Source organism: Oenococcus sp., from assembly GCF_047725585.1.
Classification (GTDB): Bacteria; Bacillota; Bacilli; order Lactobacillales; family Lactobacillaceae; genus Oenococcus; species Oenococcus kitaharae_A.
Map to the genome: position 1 here is coordinate 173,757 of NZ_JBDNNF010000001.1, position 17,657 is coordinate 191,413.

16 protein-coding genes are annotated in these 17,657 nt (G+C 38.0%); 3 read left to right on the forward strand and 13 right to left on the reverse strand.

Annotated elements, in window-relative coordinates; genetic code table 11:
- Nucleotides 1–19: 19 nt before the first annotated feature.
- Nucleotides 20–310, forward strand: coding sequence for a PTS sugar transporter subunit IIB (locus ABF487_RS00815; protein WP_415633998.1), 291 nt, complete (start codon nt 20–22; stop codon nt 308–310).
- Between the two features lie 30 nt (nt 311–340).
- A complete protein-coding gene (locus ABF487_RS00820) occupies nt 341–1,072 on the forward strand; it encodes an L-ribulose-5-phosphate 4-epimerase (RefSeq protein ID WP_415634225.1) in 732 nt (243 codons plus the stop codon).
- Nucleotides 1,073–1,734: 662 nt separating this feature from the next.
- Here ABF487_RS00820 and ABF487_RS00825 read toward each other — a convergent pair.
- The gene (locus tag ABF487_RS00825) at nt 1,735–2,694 is read right to left on the reverse strand and encodes a hypothetical protein (RefSeq protein WP_415634226.1); all 960 of its coding nucleotides are present in this window, start codon (nt 2,692–2,694) and stop codon (nt 1,735–1,737) included.
- A 223-nt stretch (nt 2,695–2,917) separates the two neighbouring features.
- Entirely contained in the window at nt 2,918–3,175 is a 258-nt protein-coding gene (locus ABF487_RS00830; RefSeq protein ID WP_415634227.1) for a hypothetical protein, read from the reverse strand.
- A 378-nt stretch (nt 3,176–3,553) separates the two neighbouring features.
- Here ABF487_RS00830 and ABF487_RS00835 point away from each other — a divergent pair, with 378 nt between their 5' ends.
- Entirely contained in the window at nt 3,554–4,582 is a 1,029-nt protein-coding gene (locus ABF487_RS00835; protein ID WP_415634228.1) for a DUF6625 family protein, read from the forward strand.
- A 429-nt stretch (nt 4,583–5,011) separates the two neighbouring features.
- Here the strand turns inward: ABF487_RS00835 and ABF487_RS00840 are convergent, their stop codons facing one another.
- The 11 genes from ABF487_RS00840 to ABF487_RS00890 all read right to left on the reverse strand — a co-directional run bounded on the left by ABF487_RS00840 (nt 5,012) and on the right by ABF487_RS00890 (nt 17,528).
- Nucleotides 5,012–5,917, reverse strand: coding sequence for an LCP family protein (locus ABF487_RS00840; RefSeq protein WP_415634229.1), 906 nt, complete (start codon nt 5,915–5,917; stop codon nt 5,012–5,014).
- A gap of 180 nt (nt 5,918–6,097) precedes the next feature.
- On the reverse strand, nt 6,098–7,384 hold the full coding sequence (locus tag ABF487_RS00845; protein WP_415634230.1) for an O-antigen ligase family protein: 1,287 nt from the start codon (nt 7,382–7,384) through the stop codon (nt 6,098–6,100).
- 65 nt (nt 7,385–7,449) lie between these two features.
- A complete protein-coding gene (locus ABF487_RS00850) occupies nt 7,450–8,919 on the reverse strand; it encodes a flippase (RefSeq protein ID WP_415634231.1) in 1,470 nt (489 codons plus the stop codon).
- A 66-nt stretch (nt 8,920–8,985) separates the two neighbouring features.
- Nucleotides 8,986–9,984 carry a hypothetical protein gene (locus ABF487_RS00855; RefSeq protein ID WP_415634232.1) on the reverse strand — a complete coding sequence of 333 codons (999 nt, stop codon included), beginning with the start codon at nt 9,982–9,984 and terminating at the stop codon, nt 8,986–8,988.
- Entirely contained in the window at nt 9,968–11,188 is a 1,221-nt protein-coding gene (locus ABF487_RS00860; protein ID WP_415634233.1) for a glycosyltransferase, read from the reverse strand. The genes ABF487_RS00855 and ABF487_RS00860 overlap by 17 nt, the downstream gene beginning before the upstream one ends.
- 29 nt (nt 11,189–11,217) lie before the next feature.
- Complete coding sequence (locus ABF487_RS00865) at nt 11,218–12,213, reverse strand: DUF6625 family protein (protein ID WP_415634234.1); 996 nt, start codon at nt 12,211–12,213, stop codon at nt 11,218–11,220.
- A 17-nt stretch (nt 12,214–12,230) separates the two neighbouring features.
- On the reverse strand, nt 12,231–13,196 hold the full coding sequence (locus ABF487_RS00870; protein ID WP_415634235.1) for a glycosyltransferase family 2 protein: 966 nt from the start codon (nt 13,194–13,196) through the stop codon (nt 12,231–12,233).
- Nucleotides 13,197–13,231: 35 nt separating this feature from the next.
- Nucleotides 13,232–14,389, reverse strand: a complete 1,158-nt coding sequence (locus ABF487_RS00875; RefSeq protein WP_415634236.1) for a glycosyltransferase — start codon at nt 14,387–14,389, stop codon at nt 13,232–13,234.
- A 1-nt stretch (nt 14,390) separates the two neighbouring features.
- Nucleotides 14,391–15,062 carry a sugar transferase gene (locus tag ABF487_RS00880; RefSeq protein WP_415634237.1) on the reverse strand — a complete coding sequence of 224 codons (672 nt, stop codon included), beginning with the start codon at nt 15,060–15,062 and terminating at the stop codon, nt 14,391–14,393.
- Nucleotides 15,063–15,084: 22 nt separating this feature from the next.
- On the reverse strand, nt 15,085–16,827 hold the full coding sequence (locus ABF487_RS00885; protein WP_415634238.1) for a polysaccharide biosynthesis tyrosine autokinase: 1,743 nt from the start codon (nt 16,825–16,827) through the stop codon (nt 15,085–15,087).
- The gene (locus ABF487_RS00890) at nt 16,827–17,528 is read right to left on the reverse strand and encodes a YveK family protein (RefSeq protein WP_415634239.1); all 702 of its coding nucleotides are present in this window, start codon (nt 17,526–17,528) and stop codon (nt 16,827–16,829) included. The genes ABF487_RS00885 and ABF487_RS00890 overlap by 1 nt, the downstream gene beginning before the upstream one ends.
- Nucleotides 17,529–17,657 lie beyond the last annotated feature (129 nt).

Here is a 17,657-nt window from a genome sequence, read left to right on the forward strand (position 1 = left end):
AATTTGGAGGATATAACTCATGAAAAAGATCTTTGTTGCTTGCGGCTCTGGCGTTGTCACTAGCACAATCGCTATTAATAAACTCAAAGAAGGATTAGACGAACGGAACATTCCTGAGGATGACTATAAAATCGGTCAAGGTTCAGTTGGTGAGATTGAGTCCAACGCTCCTGAATACGATGCTGTCTTGGTTACCTCACAATATGAAAGTGACAATGTTCAAATTCCCATTATCAATGGCATATCGCTCTTAACCGGTGTTGGGGCAGACGAAGTATTAGATAGAATCGCTAAGATTGTCAAATCTTAATCTGCGTCACTAATCGAAAGGAGGTTAGCCATGCTTGAAGACTTAAAAGAAGAAGTCTATGAAGCGAATATGCAGCTGCCTAAGCTGGGCCTTGTCACCTTCACTTGGGGGAATGTTTCGGGTATTGATCGTAAGAAAGGCTTGTTTGTGATCAAGCCTTCTGGTGTAGATTATGACCAATTAAAGCCTGAGGATATGGTTGTCGTGAACTTAAAAGGCGAAGTCGTCGAAGGAGATTTAAACCCTTCTTCAGATACACCGACTCACACGGTCTTATATAATGCCTTTCCGGCCATTGGCGGCATCGTGCACACACATAGTCCCTGGGCTGTGGCCTTTGCACAAGCCAAGATGGATATTCCGGCTTTAGGGACGACCCAGGCAGATACCTTTTATGGTGATGTGCCGGTCTCTGAAGCTTTAAGTAAAGAAGAAATTGAGGCAGCCTATGAAGCAAACACAGGCAAAGTGATTGTCAAAACCTTTCAAGACCGAGGATTAGATCCGCAGGCTATGCCGGCTGTCTTAGTGGCCCAGCATGGTCCCTTTACTTGGGGAGCGACGCCAGCTAAAGCGGTTTATAACGCCAAAGTCTTAGAAGTCGTGGCCGAAATGGATTATCACGCCCTGACGCTAACGCATAACGATAGTCATGTCCCCCAGTACCTATTGGACAAGCATTATGATCGTAAACATGGTCAAAATGCCTACTACGGGCAGCACAATGCAGATTCCAAACAGCATGCGGCACGTGCTTCATAAACTGATAATTTAAAAACTATTCCAATCATCATGTGCCATATCACTCAAACTTTTGCAACAAACTACTTGAGTGAGCATGTTTATGGACAACAGGTGCCGCAAAACCGTTGTATGAGAATACAGCGGTTTTTATGTGAATCCAAAAACCATTATTATTGATAATGCTTTGAACAGGCCACAATTCGTCTAGAAGCTGATAGGACTGGATACCCCCTGTGATTAGCAATTTTTTTGAAACAGCGATCAAGTTTGGATTGGTTAATCTCACTATAGAACGAATCCTTGACTTCGAAGGACAGCCCATCCTCAGCAATACTTTTTTATGAAAATACTAACTGCGGTTGCAAGATTCAGCTCCGAGCTCTCAAAGAGAACTGCTTATTGCTATTACGTATTTGCCATCACGATATGAAGATGCCAATAATAGCCGTTGCTGCTGTCACGATTGCAAAAACAAAAGTCATGTTAAATTTCATAGTAAGTATGTCCTTCTTTCAATGGAGGTAAACAATGCTTAGAGATGTAAACCAATTCTTTTAGTATACAGGAACAGTCGGATGCATCAACACACTACAAAAAAATCGGGACCCTTTGGAAATATTCTGCAAACCTTGTTAACCAGATCTATGAGTAATAATGAACAGATGTATATTGGATAAAAATTAATTATCTTTCAAAGTATCAAAATCACTAAATTTTGAACAACATTCCAGAGCTAACCTGGTATATTCGTCCTTCTTACTTTGATTTGTCATAATTTCTTCAGGAGCTGAATAAATCTCCAAATGATTATTCGTTAATAGAAAATGCCCCGCACTAATACCGTGTCCTTCAATAAAAATCGTTTGTTGCCGGTATTCAGAAATGGAACTAATAATAAGGAAATCCGCTCCATCACTGTTGCTGATGCGCCTAATTCCATTGAGTTTATCCAAATTGTATATTTCTCCAGAAAAAACGATCCCATTATTACCCAGAAAATTATCAGACTGATCATCTTGAGGAAATTTGCGTGTATTCGAACCATCATCTCGAGAAATATAATAAAAATACCTAACGCTATCAACGTAAGATACCGCTCCCCTGTTAGATAACAAAAAAATTTCTTTATTAACCTGTGGCATTAGCCACCTAGGAAGGCTGTTTCGCTTTTTCTCTTTTTCTTTTCCCTCTTTTAATTTTTGGCTTTCCCTTTCTTTCTCTTCTTCTCCTTCAACCACGGAACGGTCATGAAGATAAAGGGCCATAAAAACACTAAAGATGGTTCCGGTCCCAGTAAAAAGAGGGCCATAAACATCCGCAAGATGATTGTGTGATGTCGATTTAATCAAAATATATGCAAATACGGCAGATAAAACGAGAAAAGCCAAAGCAACATAAACTTCAAAATTGATAAACTGTTTTTTCTTAATAGCCTTGAATCTCTTGATAAGATCCCCTTCTTTATAGACCAAAAACGTGCTTCCTAAAAAGAGGAAAACAATTCCAAGATTCATCCAATTCATTGGTTGCCTTAAGAGAAATTTGGGATAATACATGATGATCAAAATAATTCCGAAAACAATCAGCAAAATACAGAACCAAGTTTTCGAACTAGTTTTATCATCGGTTTTTTTCGGCATGCTTTAATTGTAGTGTTCTTAGTAAAAAACACCAAAGCTGATCGCTGGTATAGATTTAGTCATTCTTCACAACCTAGAACCGCATCATATGATTACCAAAATTAGCCACAATTAAGATACGAATTACGTTGAAAGCCTTACATATCAGCATTCAAGCGCCTATCCTAAGCACTAATCTCATGATTTTATTGGTCGCGCCAAAACTTGCTTTTGATCTGCTTAATTACCTACCCATTCTCTCTTTAATCAATTTAACCGGAGATATATGAGCACCCCAGCTCATGATCATGACAACAAGAAGCATTGATAATGCGAACCAAATAATTTTGAACAGTAGTTCCAGCACACCGACCTTAGCGAACTGAGCATTGATAGAAAAAATTTGTACCGCCAGTAGCAGTGTGCCCAACAATAACATATCTAAGTAATTTCCTGTATATTTACGCCAAATGCCATGCCGCTTATTCCGGAAAATGATCATGGGCTCCCACCAAGAGTTAACAAAGATATTGCTGGTGATAGTACCCCATAAGACACCTTTCAAACGTACGGCTTGTGTAAAACGATGTTGCCCCCCCTGCTGCTTCCAGCGAAGTTCGCCTTATGATAAATAACCTGTTCGAATTTTAGCTATAATCTTAACTAAATTTGCTCTTAACTGTTCTTTGATCTTTGTGCCCCCTGAAAATCTTTTTCTATAAATAGAATGAAGTCTTCTTCGCTCCAAGCTAATCAAAACAAAAAAATCATATCGTGTACTGACTGGATTTACTAGATTTAAAAATCCCCATTAGTTTGTAATATTATTCAAATTTATTCATTTATACTAGATAGAGTTGGTTTGAGAAAGGGGCTTCTATTGAACAAAGTTGCCATTGTAATTCCTTATATGGGGAAATTGCCTAAAAATACTAAAACTTTTTTATTGAGTTGTTCTTATAACCCAGAGATAGATTGGAAAATATTCATTGACCAAGACACTGAATATGAAACATTTGCTCCCAGTAATGTCACTTTTATAAAAAGTTCCTTGAAACAAATAAAAGAGAGAATTATCAAGATTACGAAACTGAAATCGATTAACTTGACAAACGGTTATAAGCTTTGTGACTACAGGCCTCTATACGGCCAGATATTTTCAGATTTCCTCACTGGTTACGATTATTGGGGATATTCGGATATGGATGTCGTTTATGGCGACCTAATGAAATATATTAAAGCTGGCATTGGCCAGCATGTTGAAAAAATTGGTGAACTTGGACATCTGACTATTATTCGGAACAGTGCAATTGCTAATAAACGTTACTTATTGCCAATTTCAGAAAATGAAAAACGGATTAATTTATTTAAGGATGTTATCTCGCAAACTGATAAAATATGTCACTTTGATGAGGGCCCAGGATTAGATACTATTTATCAGCAGTATCAGTTAGATGTTTACCATAATGTTGATTTAGCCGGAGATATTTTATTTGAAAATCTAGATCTTAATTCAAATGATAAGCGATTCACAAATAAAAAAAGTTGTTATGTCTGGCATGCCGGACACGCATATTACTCATATCACCGAAACAAAAATATATTTAAACATGAATACGGCTATCTACATTTTCAGAAAAGACACTTCCAGAATTTTATTTCGGAGACTAGTCATCTACGTACTTTTTCAATAACCACTAAGGGATATAGCGAAATGGAGGATTTTTCCGGTTCGAGTATCACTGCAGCTATAGCCAATAATCATTCGCCACTGTTTCAACGCTTAAGATATACTGGGCATTTATACTTTAAGACGAATACATTTACTAACCGAAAAGCTTTTGGATACTATTTACCTGTTAAGTATATTTTGTGGAGAATTTTTAAAAGACGGGACTTTAGAATTTAAATAATGGCAACAATTCAAGCCATGACTACCCATTTTAATAATTAAAGTTGGGTATATACAAATTAAAACAAAGACTATAGATATAAAATCGCCATCTTTGATTAGACAATTATCATGAAATCTGCCTTCATCAATTTGCTTATCTAAATATCTATAAAAATCTTTATAACTAGTTTTAAGTCCTAAATGAAGATCAAAAACCATTTCCTATCATGTAAGTTACTGTTACCAAAAATATGGTCCCATCTGTGGTTACTTTTTACATCTGGAATCATAATCAAATTCTAATTCTTGGTTTTCGATAAATAGTCCAAAACACGCAGTTTGCGCCAACTTTGCAGCTATTAATTTAAATAAAAAAAGAGAGGCAATCGCCACTCACATATAGATAATTATTTTAAAGAAACAGTTTAGCAAAAGATCATCAAGTTACTTTAAGGCATTCTCCAATTCATTATGGACACGGTCTTTTTCAGACTGACTCATTAACTGCATCGATTGACCACCGATCATGGCACCAGTCCCGCGCATCTGGTCTGACTGAATGTTATTTAAAGCAGCGCGATATTTTGTTGCCAGACCGCTAAAACTATTCCAGGACATATCCGTTAAGATATTGGATGACAGAGCATTGATGAATCCTTGGTTAAAGATGGTACTAACATGCCGACGCGCCTTGGCTAAAATAGCCTGCATGACCTGCTGCTGACGCATCTGACGACCGTAGTCGCCTTGTGGATCAAAATGCCGTTCGCGCACATACATCAATAACCTGGTTCCTCTTAAGTTAGGATAAGTTTCTCCTTTAGTAAAGGAAATATTATCTTCTGTGAAAGTTAGATTAGAAGTAATATCGACACCGCCAATCGAATTAGCAATCGACTCCAAGCCGCCCATGTTAATCAAAGCATAACCATTAAATTTGATGTTCACGAGTTTTTCGACCTGTTGAATCGAGGAATCAGCTGAGCCGTAGGCATAAGCGGCATTCAACTTGACCATCTGGCCATTGACATAAATGGGTGTATCGCGCTGCAGGCTCATTAAAAGCGTCTGTTGTTTTTGCGGATTAATCACGGCAATCATCATCGAATCAGTCCGGCCCTTATAGTTACGATCTAAAGCACCTGTATCTGTTCCTAATAACAGAATCGCAATCGGTTTGTTATGCCGGCTTAAGGTGTCGACCCGATCTGTCTTTTTAATCGCCGTACTGGGCTGATGCATCTTTTGAATGGCACCATGAGTGGTCCAGACAGCATAACCGCCGATACCAATGACAGCGATCACAGCAACAGCAATCAAGGAGGTAATAGTGATAATAATTTTCTTCATTTAAATAAATTCCTCAATCTTCCATTCATATGGTCCATTATTTTTAGCAACAATATTTCGATAAGTTCTATCTTTTTATGAGAAACCTGGACATACTGTTTTCTTTATCTACTAATAGTTTTCCCAAGAACATCATAAATTGCAACACTACAAAAGCAGTTCTGAAATAGTCTTGTCAATTTAGCCTGTATAAGCTACTGGCAGAAAATAAGCCAGGGTAACAATGAAAAAGAACAAGAAAGAACTATCAGACATCGTAAAAACCATCAGAACCATAAAGAAAAGAAAGAATAATATGTTTTGGTTGTTTTTGGACCAAATGACTCTTATCAACGGAATTAAAAAACTAAATGCAAATTGGTAAATACCGCCACCAGCTAAAATATTAAATAGCCCCGATGAAAAACCCGAATTGCCACCCAACATGGTTCGGCTATAGCTCATTCTACTGATAAGTGCATCAGAATTATCTAGTCCATCACCAAAAAGAGGTTTACTTCTCCAAGCATTGAATCCAACTTGAAGATCTTCTAAACGCGTTGATACAGAATCATATGTATCATTTTGAGATTTTGTTCTCAATATCCAATATACAAAGAAAGCTACCACCGGTACTGCTAAAACAAAAAATAATAACGCTTTGTTTCCTTTATCAACAACATAACTGGCTGCATAAGCAATCGTACCAACGATGATCCCAGTAGATGAAAAGGTTGAAAGAATCGTGATAACAAAAATAATGTTTTGGGAATCAACTTTAACTCTTTTGTCTACGACAAACAGTTTTAGCAATAGCCCAATCGTTAAAACAAAAGAGTACATAGGCGCTTCAGCAAAAAAAGAGGTATTTCGCAGAAGAGTCATATTAGCTAGGTTCACGCTTTGTGTTTGAAACTGAATACCCAGCAGACTAGGTGTATATCTGATTTGCCCCCAGTCAATCATTGTACTGCCTGTCCAGCGATTGCCTATCAAGGCAATGACCCACATTACTAAGGACAGACACGCAATTGCTACTATCGCTTTAACCATCAAAGAGACAAAGTCGAGCAAATTTCCTTCTTGAAGCAACGAATTAATAAACAAAGCGGCTAATAAAGGGAAAAAAATAAAGAGCAGGCCCTGTCTCACATGAAAGAAGCCAGATGCAACATTCATTAGGACAAAGGGAATCACCATAATCAACCACAAAAAAATAAAATAAACGAAAGGTGCTAAATTTATTCGTTTGTGTATTGTACTTACGATTGAATTTAGAGAAATAACAATTAACAGTAAAAACAAGATAAGAGTTATAACCTGACTATTACGTGTATTGACAGAGACCCAATACACTGAGTTACAAGTCACAAGCAACACAACACAAAAAAACATATAAATCATTTTCTGGAACGCGGAAAAACCTACATGAGTACCGGCATCAATTGTATTTTTTTTAACTAAACTCACACTCAATTCATTATTCATCTTATACTCTCAATCTTATCAATAAATAACGACTCAAATTATTTACGTCTTCTTTCATATCATCCTTAATCCTTTTTTGTCGTTCTTCCCAGTTTTGACATGAATAAACCCTGAAATCTAGTATACAAGGAAATAATTGGCGCATAGCGAAAACCAAAACATAACAAAAGGTACGCAATGACGCCTATTACAATATCCAGAAAAATAATGATAAAGTTAGATGCTGATTGCAGAGGATAAGCATTAATTAAATCCAGACCCAGCCACATAATAACAGCAGCTGAAAACGGCTTCCAAATTTCGAAAAAGAGACCGTGTATATCAAGTTGCGGATGGACGCTCCAAAGTTGATAAGTTGTCACTGAACCCTCCGCTAAAACCGTGGCAAGCATAACACCATCAATGCCCAAAAATGGTATGAAAATTAAATCCAATAAGATATTCAGGATGGAGCCGATGGTTACACTAATCGTATATGATTTGATCTGGTTGCTGGGAATCAAATATTGAACGCCTATCACATTACTCCAAGAAATGATAACAATGACAAAGGCTTCGATAATGATTAAATCTGCAACTTTATCAAAACCAGGACCAAAAAACAAGGGCACAAAATTTGATGCAATTGATATCAAACCAAAGCACATGCCGCAGCTCAGTAAAGTGATAAACTGAAAAGATTTTTGAATATGATTTTTAACTTCCTGCATTTTTTTTTGTTGAAATAAATTGGAAATGTGCGGCATCATTGCCGAACCCAATGCCATAGAGACAGTCAACAGTAATTTCACTAAGGAATCGGATTGTGCATAAAAACCAGCCGCTTTAATTGACACAAAAATACCAGCTAAAGTTTTGTTTAAATACACATAAAGAGAAATAGCAATAGTTGGTACAAAAAGCCAGAAAGATTGAATAATGGCTCTTGCAAAGGATAAGTCCCGGAAGTGAACGAAACGGATATATTTCTTTAGCATAGGAAACATTGTCAAGTTACCAATCAAAGTAGATCCAGATATAATAAATGCATAAACCCAAACATCGGATGATTTTTTAACAAGCAACAATACAGCAGCAAAGCTGGCAATCTTCACAACAGAATTCCTAATAACCGTAACTTTGAAATTTTCCATCCCCATAAAAAACCAAGATACATCCAAAGCTGCGCCTACCAAACCGATAGACTGAAAAATGTAAACAAGAAAAAATCTTTCATGGTTAATATACACTAGCCAAAAGCAAAAAGCAGCGAAAGAAATAAGTATAAAAAAAATTCTAGTAATGAATACAGACCAAAAAACCGATGATCTTTTTTTGGGATCATTTTGATAATAAGCTATTTCTCGATTACCATAAGTAGCCAAACCAAAATTACCAAACAGCAGAAAATAGCTGATGATCGAATTAGTAAAATTCATAATACCAATGCCCTGTGGTCCGATAACTCGAGACACGTACGGTGTCGTAACCAGCGGCAGCGCAATGGCTAAAATTTGATAGGATAAATTGTAAAGAACGTTTTTAAAGACTTTCATTTGTTTTTACATCATAATGATTCCCAAAAACGGAGTTAACTGATCTGATGAACAATTATAATCCGATCAGCGCTTATCCAGAAGCTGTTCAGCTTGTGCGATAGCAACTTGAGTAAATTTAGCACTTCTCAAATCTTTAGCAATATTTTCTGCATTAGATTTCATCTGGGCGTAATCACTATTAGTCATACTCTTGAGCCGTTCTTCTAATTTATTTAGATTTGAAACTGTAATACCAACTTGGTAGTCTAATACAAAATCGGCAATCGCCGCTTGATCCCAAACTATCACAGGAATGCCCATGCTTAAATAAAGGGAGGTCTTATGTGGATTATTATACTTTGTATATTCCCCGTAAACACCGGCGCCAGACGACAAAGAATCACCATCCCAAACTAGCCCGAATTTAGCGTCTAATTTTTGCGGTACTTCGTTCGGAGAAAAATTGCCTACATAATTAATATTATCTGGGTAAGATGATGCAGGATTCGGTCCTAAAAGTTGGATCTTAATGGTAGTCTGCCAATTCGATATGTACGGAACCTTATTCAAGTTTCCGGCCATGACTAAATCAAATTTGGGCGTTTCTTTTCTAATTGCGGCATCGTTAAGATAATCAAAAATTTGTAAACAAATCATCGGCGTACGCACACCATGTTCACTTAACCATTTTTTCATTCTGTTATTATGCACAATTAATGCATCAAAGCGATTTAAGGAAACAATCTCTTTATTTTGGTTACTAACAGAATTAGTAAAAAGTCGCAGAGATTCAACATCATGCACCAATCCAATGGTTTTTACAGGAAACTTCCGGGTAACTTTAAAAAACATATCAGTAAATACATGACTATAAGTGGGGTACTGATAAACTAGAAGTGATGGGATGTTGGATAATTTATTTTTCCAAAAGAAATAGCTAGCAGGTGGGCGTAGCAACTTATTCCATCTCGTAATGTCGAATGTTAGTACTTCATAACCTTCTGACTTCAAAATTCTGGATATATCAGACTTGGCTTTGAATCCTGCAGAATTTAACATACCAGTATCAGTTTGAAGGACCATTTTTTTCATTATATTGTGACCTTTCTTTGGACAAATAGATTTTCCTAACAAATGTATCAAATCCTTTGTCTATATTAAACACTGTTCCTTTGAAAATTCGGTTATCATCTGCCCTCGCCGCAAATGGCACTTTGTTTTCAATCATCTGGTTCATAACATTTCCCCAGTGTCCAGGCCCCTGTTGTAGCGAGGGAAAGAAGTGCCCACTCGTTACGATACCCCCTTTATTTTCACTTTCTGATGATTGGATGATTTTCAAGCCGCTAGCCTGTGCTTCTAAAACCACAAAGGGCATTGCTTCGAAACGTGAAGGCAATAACAGAAAATCAGCCATGTTCATCAAATCTGCTACATCTTTCCTGAGGCCTAAAAATTTAATATAAGTGTGGTAGGGTTTAGATAATGTTTGTAAATCGGCGCTTTGTGAGCCATCACCAACCATGATTAAGAATACTTTTCCCAGCAGTTCTGGATGGTTCTCTAGCAAACTCTTGAAGGCCAAAATACCAAAGCTAGGATATTTTTGGTATTCCAAGCGTCCTACAAAGAGGAAAACACTTGCATTCTTCGGAATATCAAAAGATTCACGCATACTCAATCTTTTAGCTTGGTCCACAACATAGTTGCTCGGGTTCACACCGTTTGGCAAAGTTGTAAACTTTTGTTGATGAAACATCCATTTACCAGCTACATCACTTGCAGCTACCCTGGTCAAATTGGTATGGTCTAATACTTTTCTAAAGCGATGAATTTGTCCATAATAAAGAATTTTTTGAGTGAGATTCTCAAAGCTTAACGAAGTGTTGTGAGAATGGAAAACAATTTTAGTATTTGTTCCTTTGAGTTCACTAACATATACAGCAAAAGAAGGAGAATTAGCATTAATATGCACAATGTCAAAAGGATTTTGATGAAAAAACTCTTTAAGTATTTTTACCTTTTTAAAATGATTAATCCTTCCCAATGGCACAAAGACTTTCATAATTTTGACATTCATTTTTTTTAAATTATCTGGTACCGAAATCCCTTCTTGAGTGTCATCTAGTACATATACATCGAAATATTTCTCAAAATTTTTTCTAAGAAATCCAGCCATGTTAAAAATAAATGTTTCTGTTCCACCGCGATTGCCACTCATTCCAACGAAAAGGATTGAGATACGTTTAGTTGGAGCTGGTGTAACAAGCTCTGTTTTCTGTGTCATTAATGTATACCTTTCATACTTTTATCAAGCTAAAACTTTCTCTTCAAAATTAGTTGGCATCTAGATAATTGTTCTCCCGAAATAACTGTGTTTTTGTAATATTTAAAAAGCCGAGAAAAGTCACCTTCAGGCCAATGCATTTTTTGTCGGTCTAATTGGGCTCTGATGAATGCCATTCCCTGCAAATCCGGTTTGACAAAAAAATGGTTTTGATCGATGCAAAAATCTGTCAAATGACTCAAATCAGTTTGGCCCACTTGCTTTTTTAAATTCAAAATGGACATTTTTCTTTTTTGAAGATGCAGATAACTAAATTCAATTTTTTGATCCTGAGCATATCCAGTTAATGTACCGTTTTGCCACTCAAAAATAAAAAAATGGGTTGATTTAGGGTGAGTCGCTTGGACCAAAGGATATCGTTTAACGCTAGTATCGAAAAGAGCCCCCGGTGTTAAGTCATTTTTCAATGGTTTGCTAGTGTGAAGATTATTAAAAAAAGTATTAATACCCCACATCTCATCAAAGTGAAAGATTCTGGGGCTGGAAAATGCTTCTTTGCAAGAAAAACCAAGATGCCCACTATCAGACAAATAGGATTTAACTATCGATGAGGTGTTTTTAAAAATCGACAAATGCCCTCTATCACCAATTCGGTCAAAGTTAGAAAGATCTTTGATACTAATTGTATTAGACAAGTTGCCTAATACAATATCCAAATCAAAATATCCCCAATGAGTGTAACCGATTAGTTCTCGAGAAAAAAGATCACCATAGATCGGTTTGAAATCTGACAGTTTGTATGGAACGCGTAAATCAATTCGAAATGGCAAGATGGCTTGTATTCTCTTTTTCAATTGAGAAAAAGTTGTTTTAATAACTTTGACATTCTGGGGCAAATCATAATCAACTTCAACATCACTGAAAATCAGAAAATCAAAATTCGAGTTCTTAGCAGCTGACAATAAAAATATAGGAAAATAGTTTGGGAATTCACCAAAATAAACATTAATTAATCCAATCTTCATAGAACCCCCCTTTTTTTTTAAAAATCAATACTTTTGTACAAAACAGATGCAATTTTCTTTAAACGGTATTTAAAAATAAAATATTGAATTTTCCTCTTGATTTCTTTGCCGGAAGAAAATTCAGTATGAGGGAATAGCTCAACAAACTCCTTAGCATAATGATTGGCTTGACCAGAATTACCTAATCTCCAATTCAGTATGATCAGTGGTATTATCGCACCCAAAATCCTCGCATTTGCCGCAGGTATTAGTTCATGAAAAGGTGAAGCAAGAAGGCTAGCTTTCATCAACCGAGTACTTGCCAAACCATTTTCATAATCCTCAATCTTTAAATTATGAACCACTGAATCATCTCTCGATACATAGTCATAATAAACTTCCGAAGAACAATATATTTGAGATGTTTGAGGTAACATTCTCACTAAAACCTCTTCATCTTCCAAAAAATAAATGTCCTCATTTAAAAAAATATCTTGCCACATTGCTCTTTTAGCAATAACGGCAAATAAAAAGCCATAACCAGATTGCTGTAGAATTTTTTTCACAATTTTTGTGCTACTTATTAAACCGGATCCTGATGTTTTCTTAATTATTTTATCCGTTTCTACCACATTGATAGCAAAAATAGCAGCATCTTTTTTTTGTTCTAAGACGGTAGACAGATATTTTTCGATAAAATCATCATACGGTCGATCATCAACATCAGCAAACATGATAAAGTCACCATCAGCCATCGACAATCCCTTATTTCGGGCTGCAGAGACGCCCGCGTTTGGCTGAAAAACATATTTAATATTCGTAAATGCTGTCTTCTTTGCAAAATCTAAAATTTTTTGCTTGCTGTTATCAGTACTGCCATCATCAACGATGATCCATTCAAAATTCGAATATGTTTGATGAAAGATTAAATTTAAGAAATTGTCCAAATATTTGGCACCATTATAGACGGGTGTGATCACACTCACTTTAGCTAAGTCCCTCATTCATTCTCCTTTTTGCTATCTATCAGCCATGGCACCTACTGTTTGATATATGAACTGTAAATGTGCCTCATAATATCATCGACGTTCTGTTTATCAAAAATTAAATCATCTTTCCTAATGACTTGTGGTGCAACACGACGATGCCGCTGTGATTCCTTCTCAATAAGCATAGCTAAAGTATTTACATCCTGCGGATTAAACAAGAAACCTTTTTGGTCCTTATCAATGTAATCTTTTATTCCTTGAGCTGAGGATCCTAAAATCCTCTGCCCGTCTGCAAGAGCTTCTAAGCCTGCCAAGCCCAGTCCTTCACGTAAGGAAGGAAAAACGAAAAGATCCGTTGCAAAATGAAGTTCATGCAAATCATTACGATAACCAAGCAGATGAAATTGTTGACGAATGTTCAACTTATCTGCTAATTCTTCCAAATAACTTTTAAGTGGGCCTACACCGGCAATGAATATCTGAATCTTAGAGTTATTCAGATGAGCTACAGCTCTAAGAATGACCTCATGATTTTTTCGTTTACTTAATTCACCAACGGACAAAATGGCGAAATCATTCTCTTCTAAGCCTAGCTGTTTCCTTAATACTGATCTTGATTTTGCTTTGTACGTATCAGAAATTGTCAATGATCCTCTGACATCAACACCAACTCCTGGGATATATTGAATGTTTTTTTGCCTGAATTTTGCACTGGCAATTTCGAATTCTTCTTTATCAATCGTAATGAGTGTATCAGTGTAACCAGATAAGAACTTTTCGATTGGGTAAATCAACCAATTCTTTTTTGGGCCTCCCTTAAAAAAATAAAAACCGTGGGGCGTGTAGATGGCAGGAATGTGTTCTTTATGTGCTGCTAATCTGCCAATAACACCGGCCATATGTGAATGCGCATGGATTAAATCAATATGATTGGTTTGGATAATTTCGCGTAATTGTCGATATGATTTTAAATTTGCTGAAACAGAACCTAGTTTCCGTAAATAATTCACCTGATGTGCAATGACACCATTTTCATGCATCCATTTTTTTAGTTTCTTGTTTTCATCTGAGGACATGGAGCCAAACTTTTCAAAGTTTGTTGCGACATGTACCTGGAAACCTAAAGATTCGAGAATTTGGATGTTACGTTTATTAAATTGCCAAATCATATTCGCCTTAGCGGATGTTAATAAAATTTTTCTCGGCATTTTAGTAGGCTCCTGTTTTGTTGTGACTCAAAAAAACTAGCCGAATTGTCTTGAGGCAAATCTTGATATCATTTATTGCCGACCGCTCTTCTATGTATTGGAGATCAAGCCTAATCATGTCACCAAAATCCAGATCAGAGCGGCCAGATACCTGCCAAAGGCCGGAAATGCCAGGCTTGACCAACAAACGTTGCTTGTCATAGTCTGAATACTTCCGCAACTCTCTTTGCAGACAAGGCCGCGGTCCGACAAGCGACATATCGCCCTTAATTACATTCCAGAATTGTGGCAGTTCATCCAAAGAATAATGGCGGATCATCCGGCCGATTTTCGTAACGCGCGGGTCTTCTTTCATCTTGAACATGCCACCATGCAGTTCGTTCTTCTCCAAGAGTTCGTCTTTCATATCATCGGCATTGGGTACCATGCTGCGGAGCTTGTACATCGTAAAAGGACGGCCGTTCTTGCCAATACGCTCTTGGGCAAAGAAAATCGGGCCGCCATCTTTTTTGATCACAATAGCTAAAAACAGCATTGGAATAATACTCAAAATTAGGCCAATGCTGCCTCCCAATAAATCGAACAGTCTTTTAGCACACAAATAAAAAATTGATTTCTGACTAAAACCATTCAAATTTTTAATGTGGTCGTCTTCTGCCCGCAATGCCTTCATCTCCTGCTCCTCTCCTTTTAGATCAAAACTCTTCCGCAGCGATGCTATCGACTGGCAGCCCACTAATAATGCGAATCGCATTTTTCTTGAGAATATCAACACTTTGCCGCCCAACCGCACGCGTCAGCAAAGCATAAGCATCTGATAAATGATAGCGTTGATTCATCTCAGAACTATCCGCTCCGCTGGCCACGGCCGCGGCTAAACCTCTGCGGACTAGATCCAAAGCGAGATTAGCGACTTCACTGCCGAATTGGCCATTAATTGAAGCTGCCGCGACTTGCAGAATCGCGCCTTGTTCAACTAAACGATTCAATTGCCCAGGATTGGCCAAGATAGCACGATTGGTCTCAGGATGCGCGATAACCATGGTCACGCCGCGTGTCTTCAATTGAAAAATAATGCTGGCCGCGATCTCTGGAACCTGATCCTCCGGCAGCTCGACTAATAAGAATTTTTTACTATCAGCTAACGTCAACAAATTGCCATGATCGAAAGCTGCTAGAAGGCTCGCTGTCAAAGGTACTACTTGTCCCGGCAGAATGTTAATAGGAATCCCTGCCTCTTTGAGTGAATTCCTCAAAGCGGCGATAGCTGCTTGGATGTCATCGGCTGTATTAGCCTTCTTATCGGCCGATTGGTAAGGTGTGACAACCAAGGTCTGGATATTATCGGCGACCGCCGCTCTAGCTGCCTGCAAAGAAGCGTCAATCGTCACAGGCCCTCTCGTCGGATCAGGCAGCAAATGGGCATGTATATCGACCATTGGAACAATCTTTACAGCTGTCTCTTCATTAGCTGCAGTGCTGGGGGCAGGCGGCGTCTTGGCCTGCCTGCTGGCAGTGCGATTGGTCGTCTCAAAGCTTGACCAGACTTTGGTTGGTTCGACAGCCGGCTTTTTCGGTATTGTCTCTTTGCTTGTGACCTGGTTCTGCACTGTCTCAGATTTTTTTTCCAGTCTATGATGGTGGGTATTCTGATGAACCTGTGCATTAGAAGCTCGCTTCATGGCGTCGCTGCTCATGATATTAGTCGTCGTATAACCATATCCATAACCATATCCATAAGCTTTCTCAGCTCTTTCAGGATCTCTGGATACAAGACCTAAGAGGTGGGCACGAGCTAAGGTCAAAATATGTGCTGCTTCCAAAAGACTCTTTTTCTTTGTCTTGCCTAGTGTAGCAACCAGCACGACTCCATCGGACCGCGGAATCAAAGACTGGGCATCCGGCACCAGCAATAATGGTGTCGAATCAATGACAACAAGATCGAAATTACGACGCATCCAGTCAATAATCTGCACCATCTTATCAGAAGCTAGTAATTCAGAAGGATTTGGCGGCATCGGCCCAGAAGTCATGATAAAGAGATTGGACTGCTCTGAAGTATTGATAATTTCCGCCGGTTGATCATTCATGGCTAAGACGGTTGTCAGACCGCGATCGTTCGTCAGGCCAAAAGTCTTATGTATTGTCGGGCGACGGAAATCTGCATCAACTAAAAGTACCCGTTTTCCTGTCTGAGCCCAGGCAACAGCCAGATTTTGTGCAACTGTGGATTTGCCGTCAGACATCTCAGAACTTGTGAATAGAATCGTCTGGAAATGATTAATGGAGGCCGCCGCAAAATCAATATTTGCACGCAGGACGCGGAACTGTTCCGAGACGACATCTTGCGGATCATCCAGCGTGATCAAAGGTACGCCGTAACGAGAGGATCTTAAATCAACTGCCGATGCTTTTTTAGATCTCTTTTGTGATGACATTATTTTGTCCTCCCTTTATGGAACGATGCATAATTGACCGTACCAAGGCTATTCAATTTCAGTTGTTCCAGAAAGGCCAAATCACGGTAGGTATTATCAGACATTTCCTTAATTAGGACAAACAGTACCGCGATAAATCCGCCCAGCAAAAAACCAGCTAAAGTACATAACCGGACATTCGGAGATACAGGCGTATTAGCTCGCAAGCCCCTTGAGACGATAGAGACATTAGAAATAGATTTACCCATCACCTGAACAGCTTTGGTCTTAAAAACATCAGCCGTCATATTAGCGATATCGCGTGATTCGACTGGGTCATTGGAACGAGCGCTGATAGAAAAAATCTGTGAATTTTGGACACTAGAGACTGTCACCATTTTCGTCAGGCCATTGGAAGTAATGTCCGGGTAACGGTTACGCAGATTACGAGCGACTTGATCCAAAATGACCGGACGTGTCGCTAAATCCCGATATGTATAAATAATTTGAATATCAGCCTGCTGGTTGCCTAAAGCTGCATTTGGATCAGTATTGCTGCTGCGATTGACTAATAAGGCCGCCGTGGACTGGTACTTAGGATGAATAAGGAATTTGCTGCCGGCATAGGCTGCCGCGGCCAGTACCAGAGCCGAAATAATCAGCAGAAAAAAATTCTTCTTGAACAGTTCCCATAGCCGCTGGTAAGAAATCGTTGTGTCCATTAACTCTCCTAAAAAACAACCTAATTAAGTAACAATTTTAATACTAGCACGTATTTATATAAACAATAGTTGATATAAATTGCAATTCTGTTACTTTTCATGTTTTTTAATCCAGATGAAATTGCTTAA

Coding starts and splice junctions, on each gene's coding strand:
- ABF487_RS00815 (WP_415633998.1), top strand. CDS start 20: ATGAAAAAGATCTTTGTTGCTTGCGGCTCTGGCGTTGTCACTAGCACA.
- ABF487_RS00820 (WP_415634225.1), top strand. CDS start 341: ATGCTTGAAGACTTAAAAGAAGAAGTCTATGAAGCGAATATGCAGCTG.
- ABF487_RS00825 (WP_415634226.1), bottom strand. CDS start 2,694: ATGCCGAAAAAAACCGATGATAAAACTAGTTCGAAAACTTGGTTCTGT.
- ABF487_RS00830 (WP_415634227.1), bottom strand. CDS start 3,175: ATGATCATTTTCCGGAATAAGCGGCATGGCATTTGGCGTAAATATACA.
- ABF487_RS00840 (WP_415634229.1), bottom strand. CDS start 5,917: ATGAAGAAAATTATTATCACTATTACCTCCTTGATTGCTGTTGCTGTG.
- ABF487_RS00845 (WP_415634230.1), bottom strand. CDS start 7,384: ATGAATAATGAATTGAGTGTGAGTTTAGTTAAAAAAAATACAATTGAT.
- ABF487_RS00850 (WP_415634231.1), bottom strand. CDS start 8,919: ATGAAAGTCTTTAAAAACGTTCTTTACAATTTATCCTATCAAATTTTA.
- ABF487_RS00855 (WP_415634232.1), bottom strand. CDS start 9,984: ATGGTCCTTCAAACTGATACTGGTATGTTAAATTCTGCAGGATTCAAA.
- ABF487_RS00860 (WP_415634233.1), bottom strand. CDS start 11,188: ATGACACAGAAAACAGAGCTTGTTACACCAGCTCCAACTAAACGTATC.
- ABF487_RS00865 (WP_415634234.1), bottom strand. CDS start 12,213: ATGAAGATTGGATTAATTAATGTTTATTTTGGTGAATTCCCAAACTAT.
- ABF487_RS00870 (WP_415634235.1), bottom strand. CDS start 13,196: ATGAGGGACTTAGCTAAAGTGAGTGTGATCACACCCGTCTATAATGGT.
- ABF487_RS00875 (WP_415634236.1), bottom strand. CDS start 14,389: ATGCCGAGAAAAATTTTATTAACATCCGCTAAGGCGAATATGATTTGG.
- ABF487_RS00880 (WP_415634237.1), bottom strand. CDS start 15,062: ATGAAGGCATTGCGGGCAGAAGACGACCACATTAAAAATTTGAATGGT.
- ABF487_RS00885 (WP_415634238.1), bottom strand. CDS start 16,827: ATGTCATCACAAAAGAGATCTAAAAAAGCATCGGCAGTTGATTTAAGA.
- ABF487_RS00890 (WP_415634239.1), bottom strand. CDS start 17,528: ATGGACACAACGATTTCTTACCAGCGGCTATGGGAACTGTTCAAGAAG.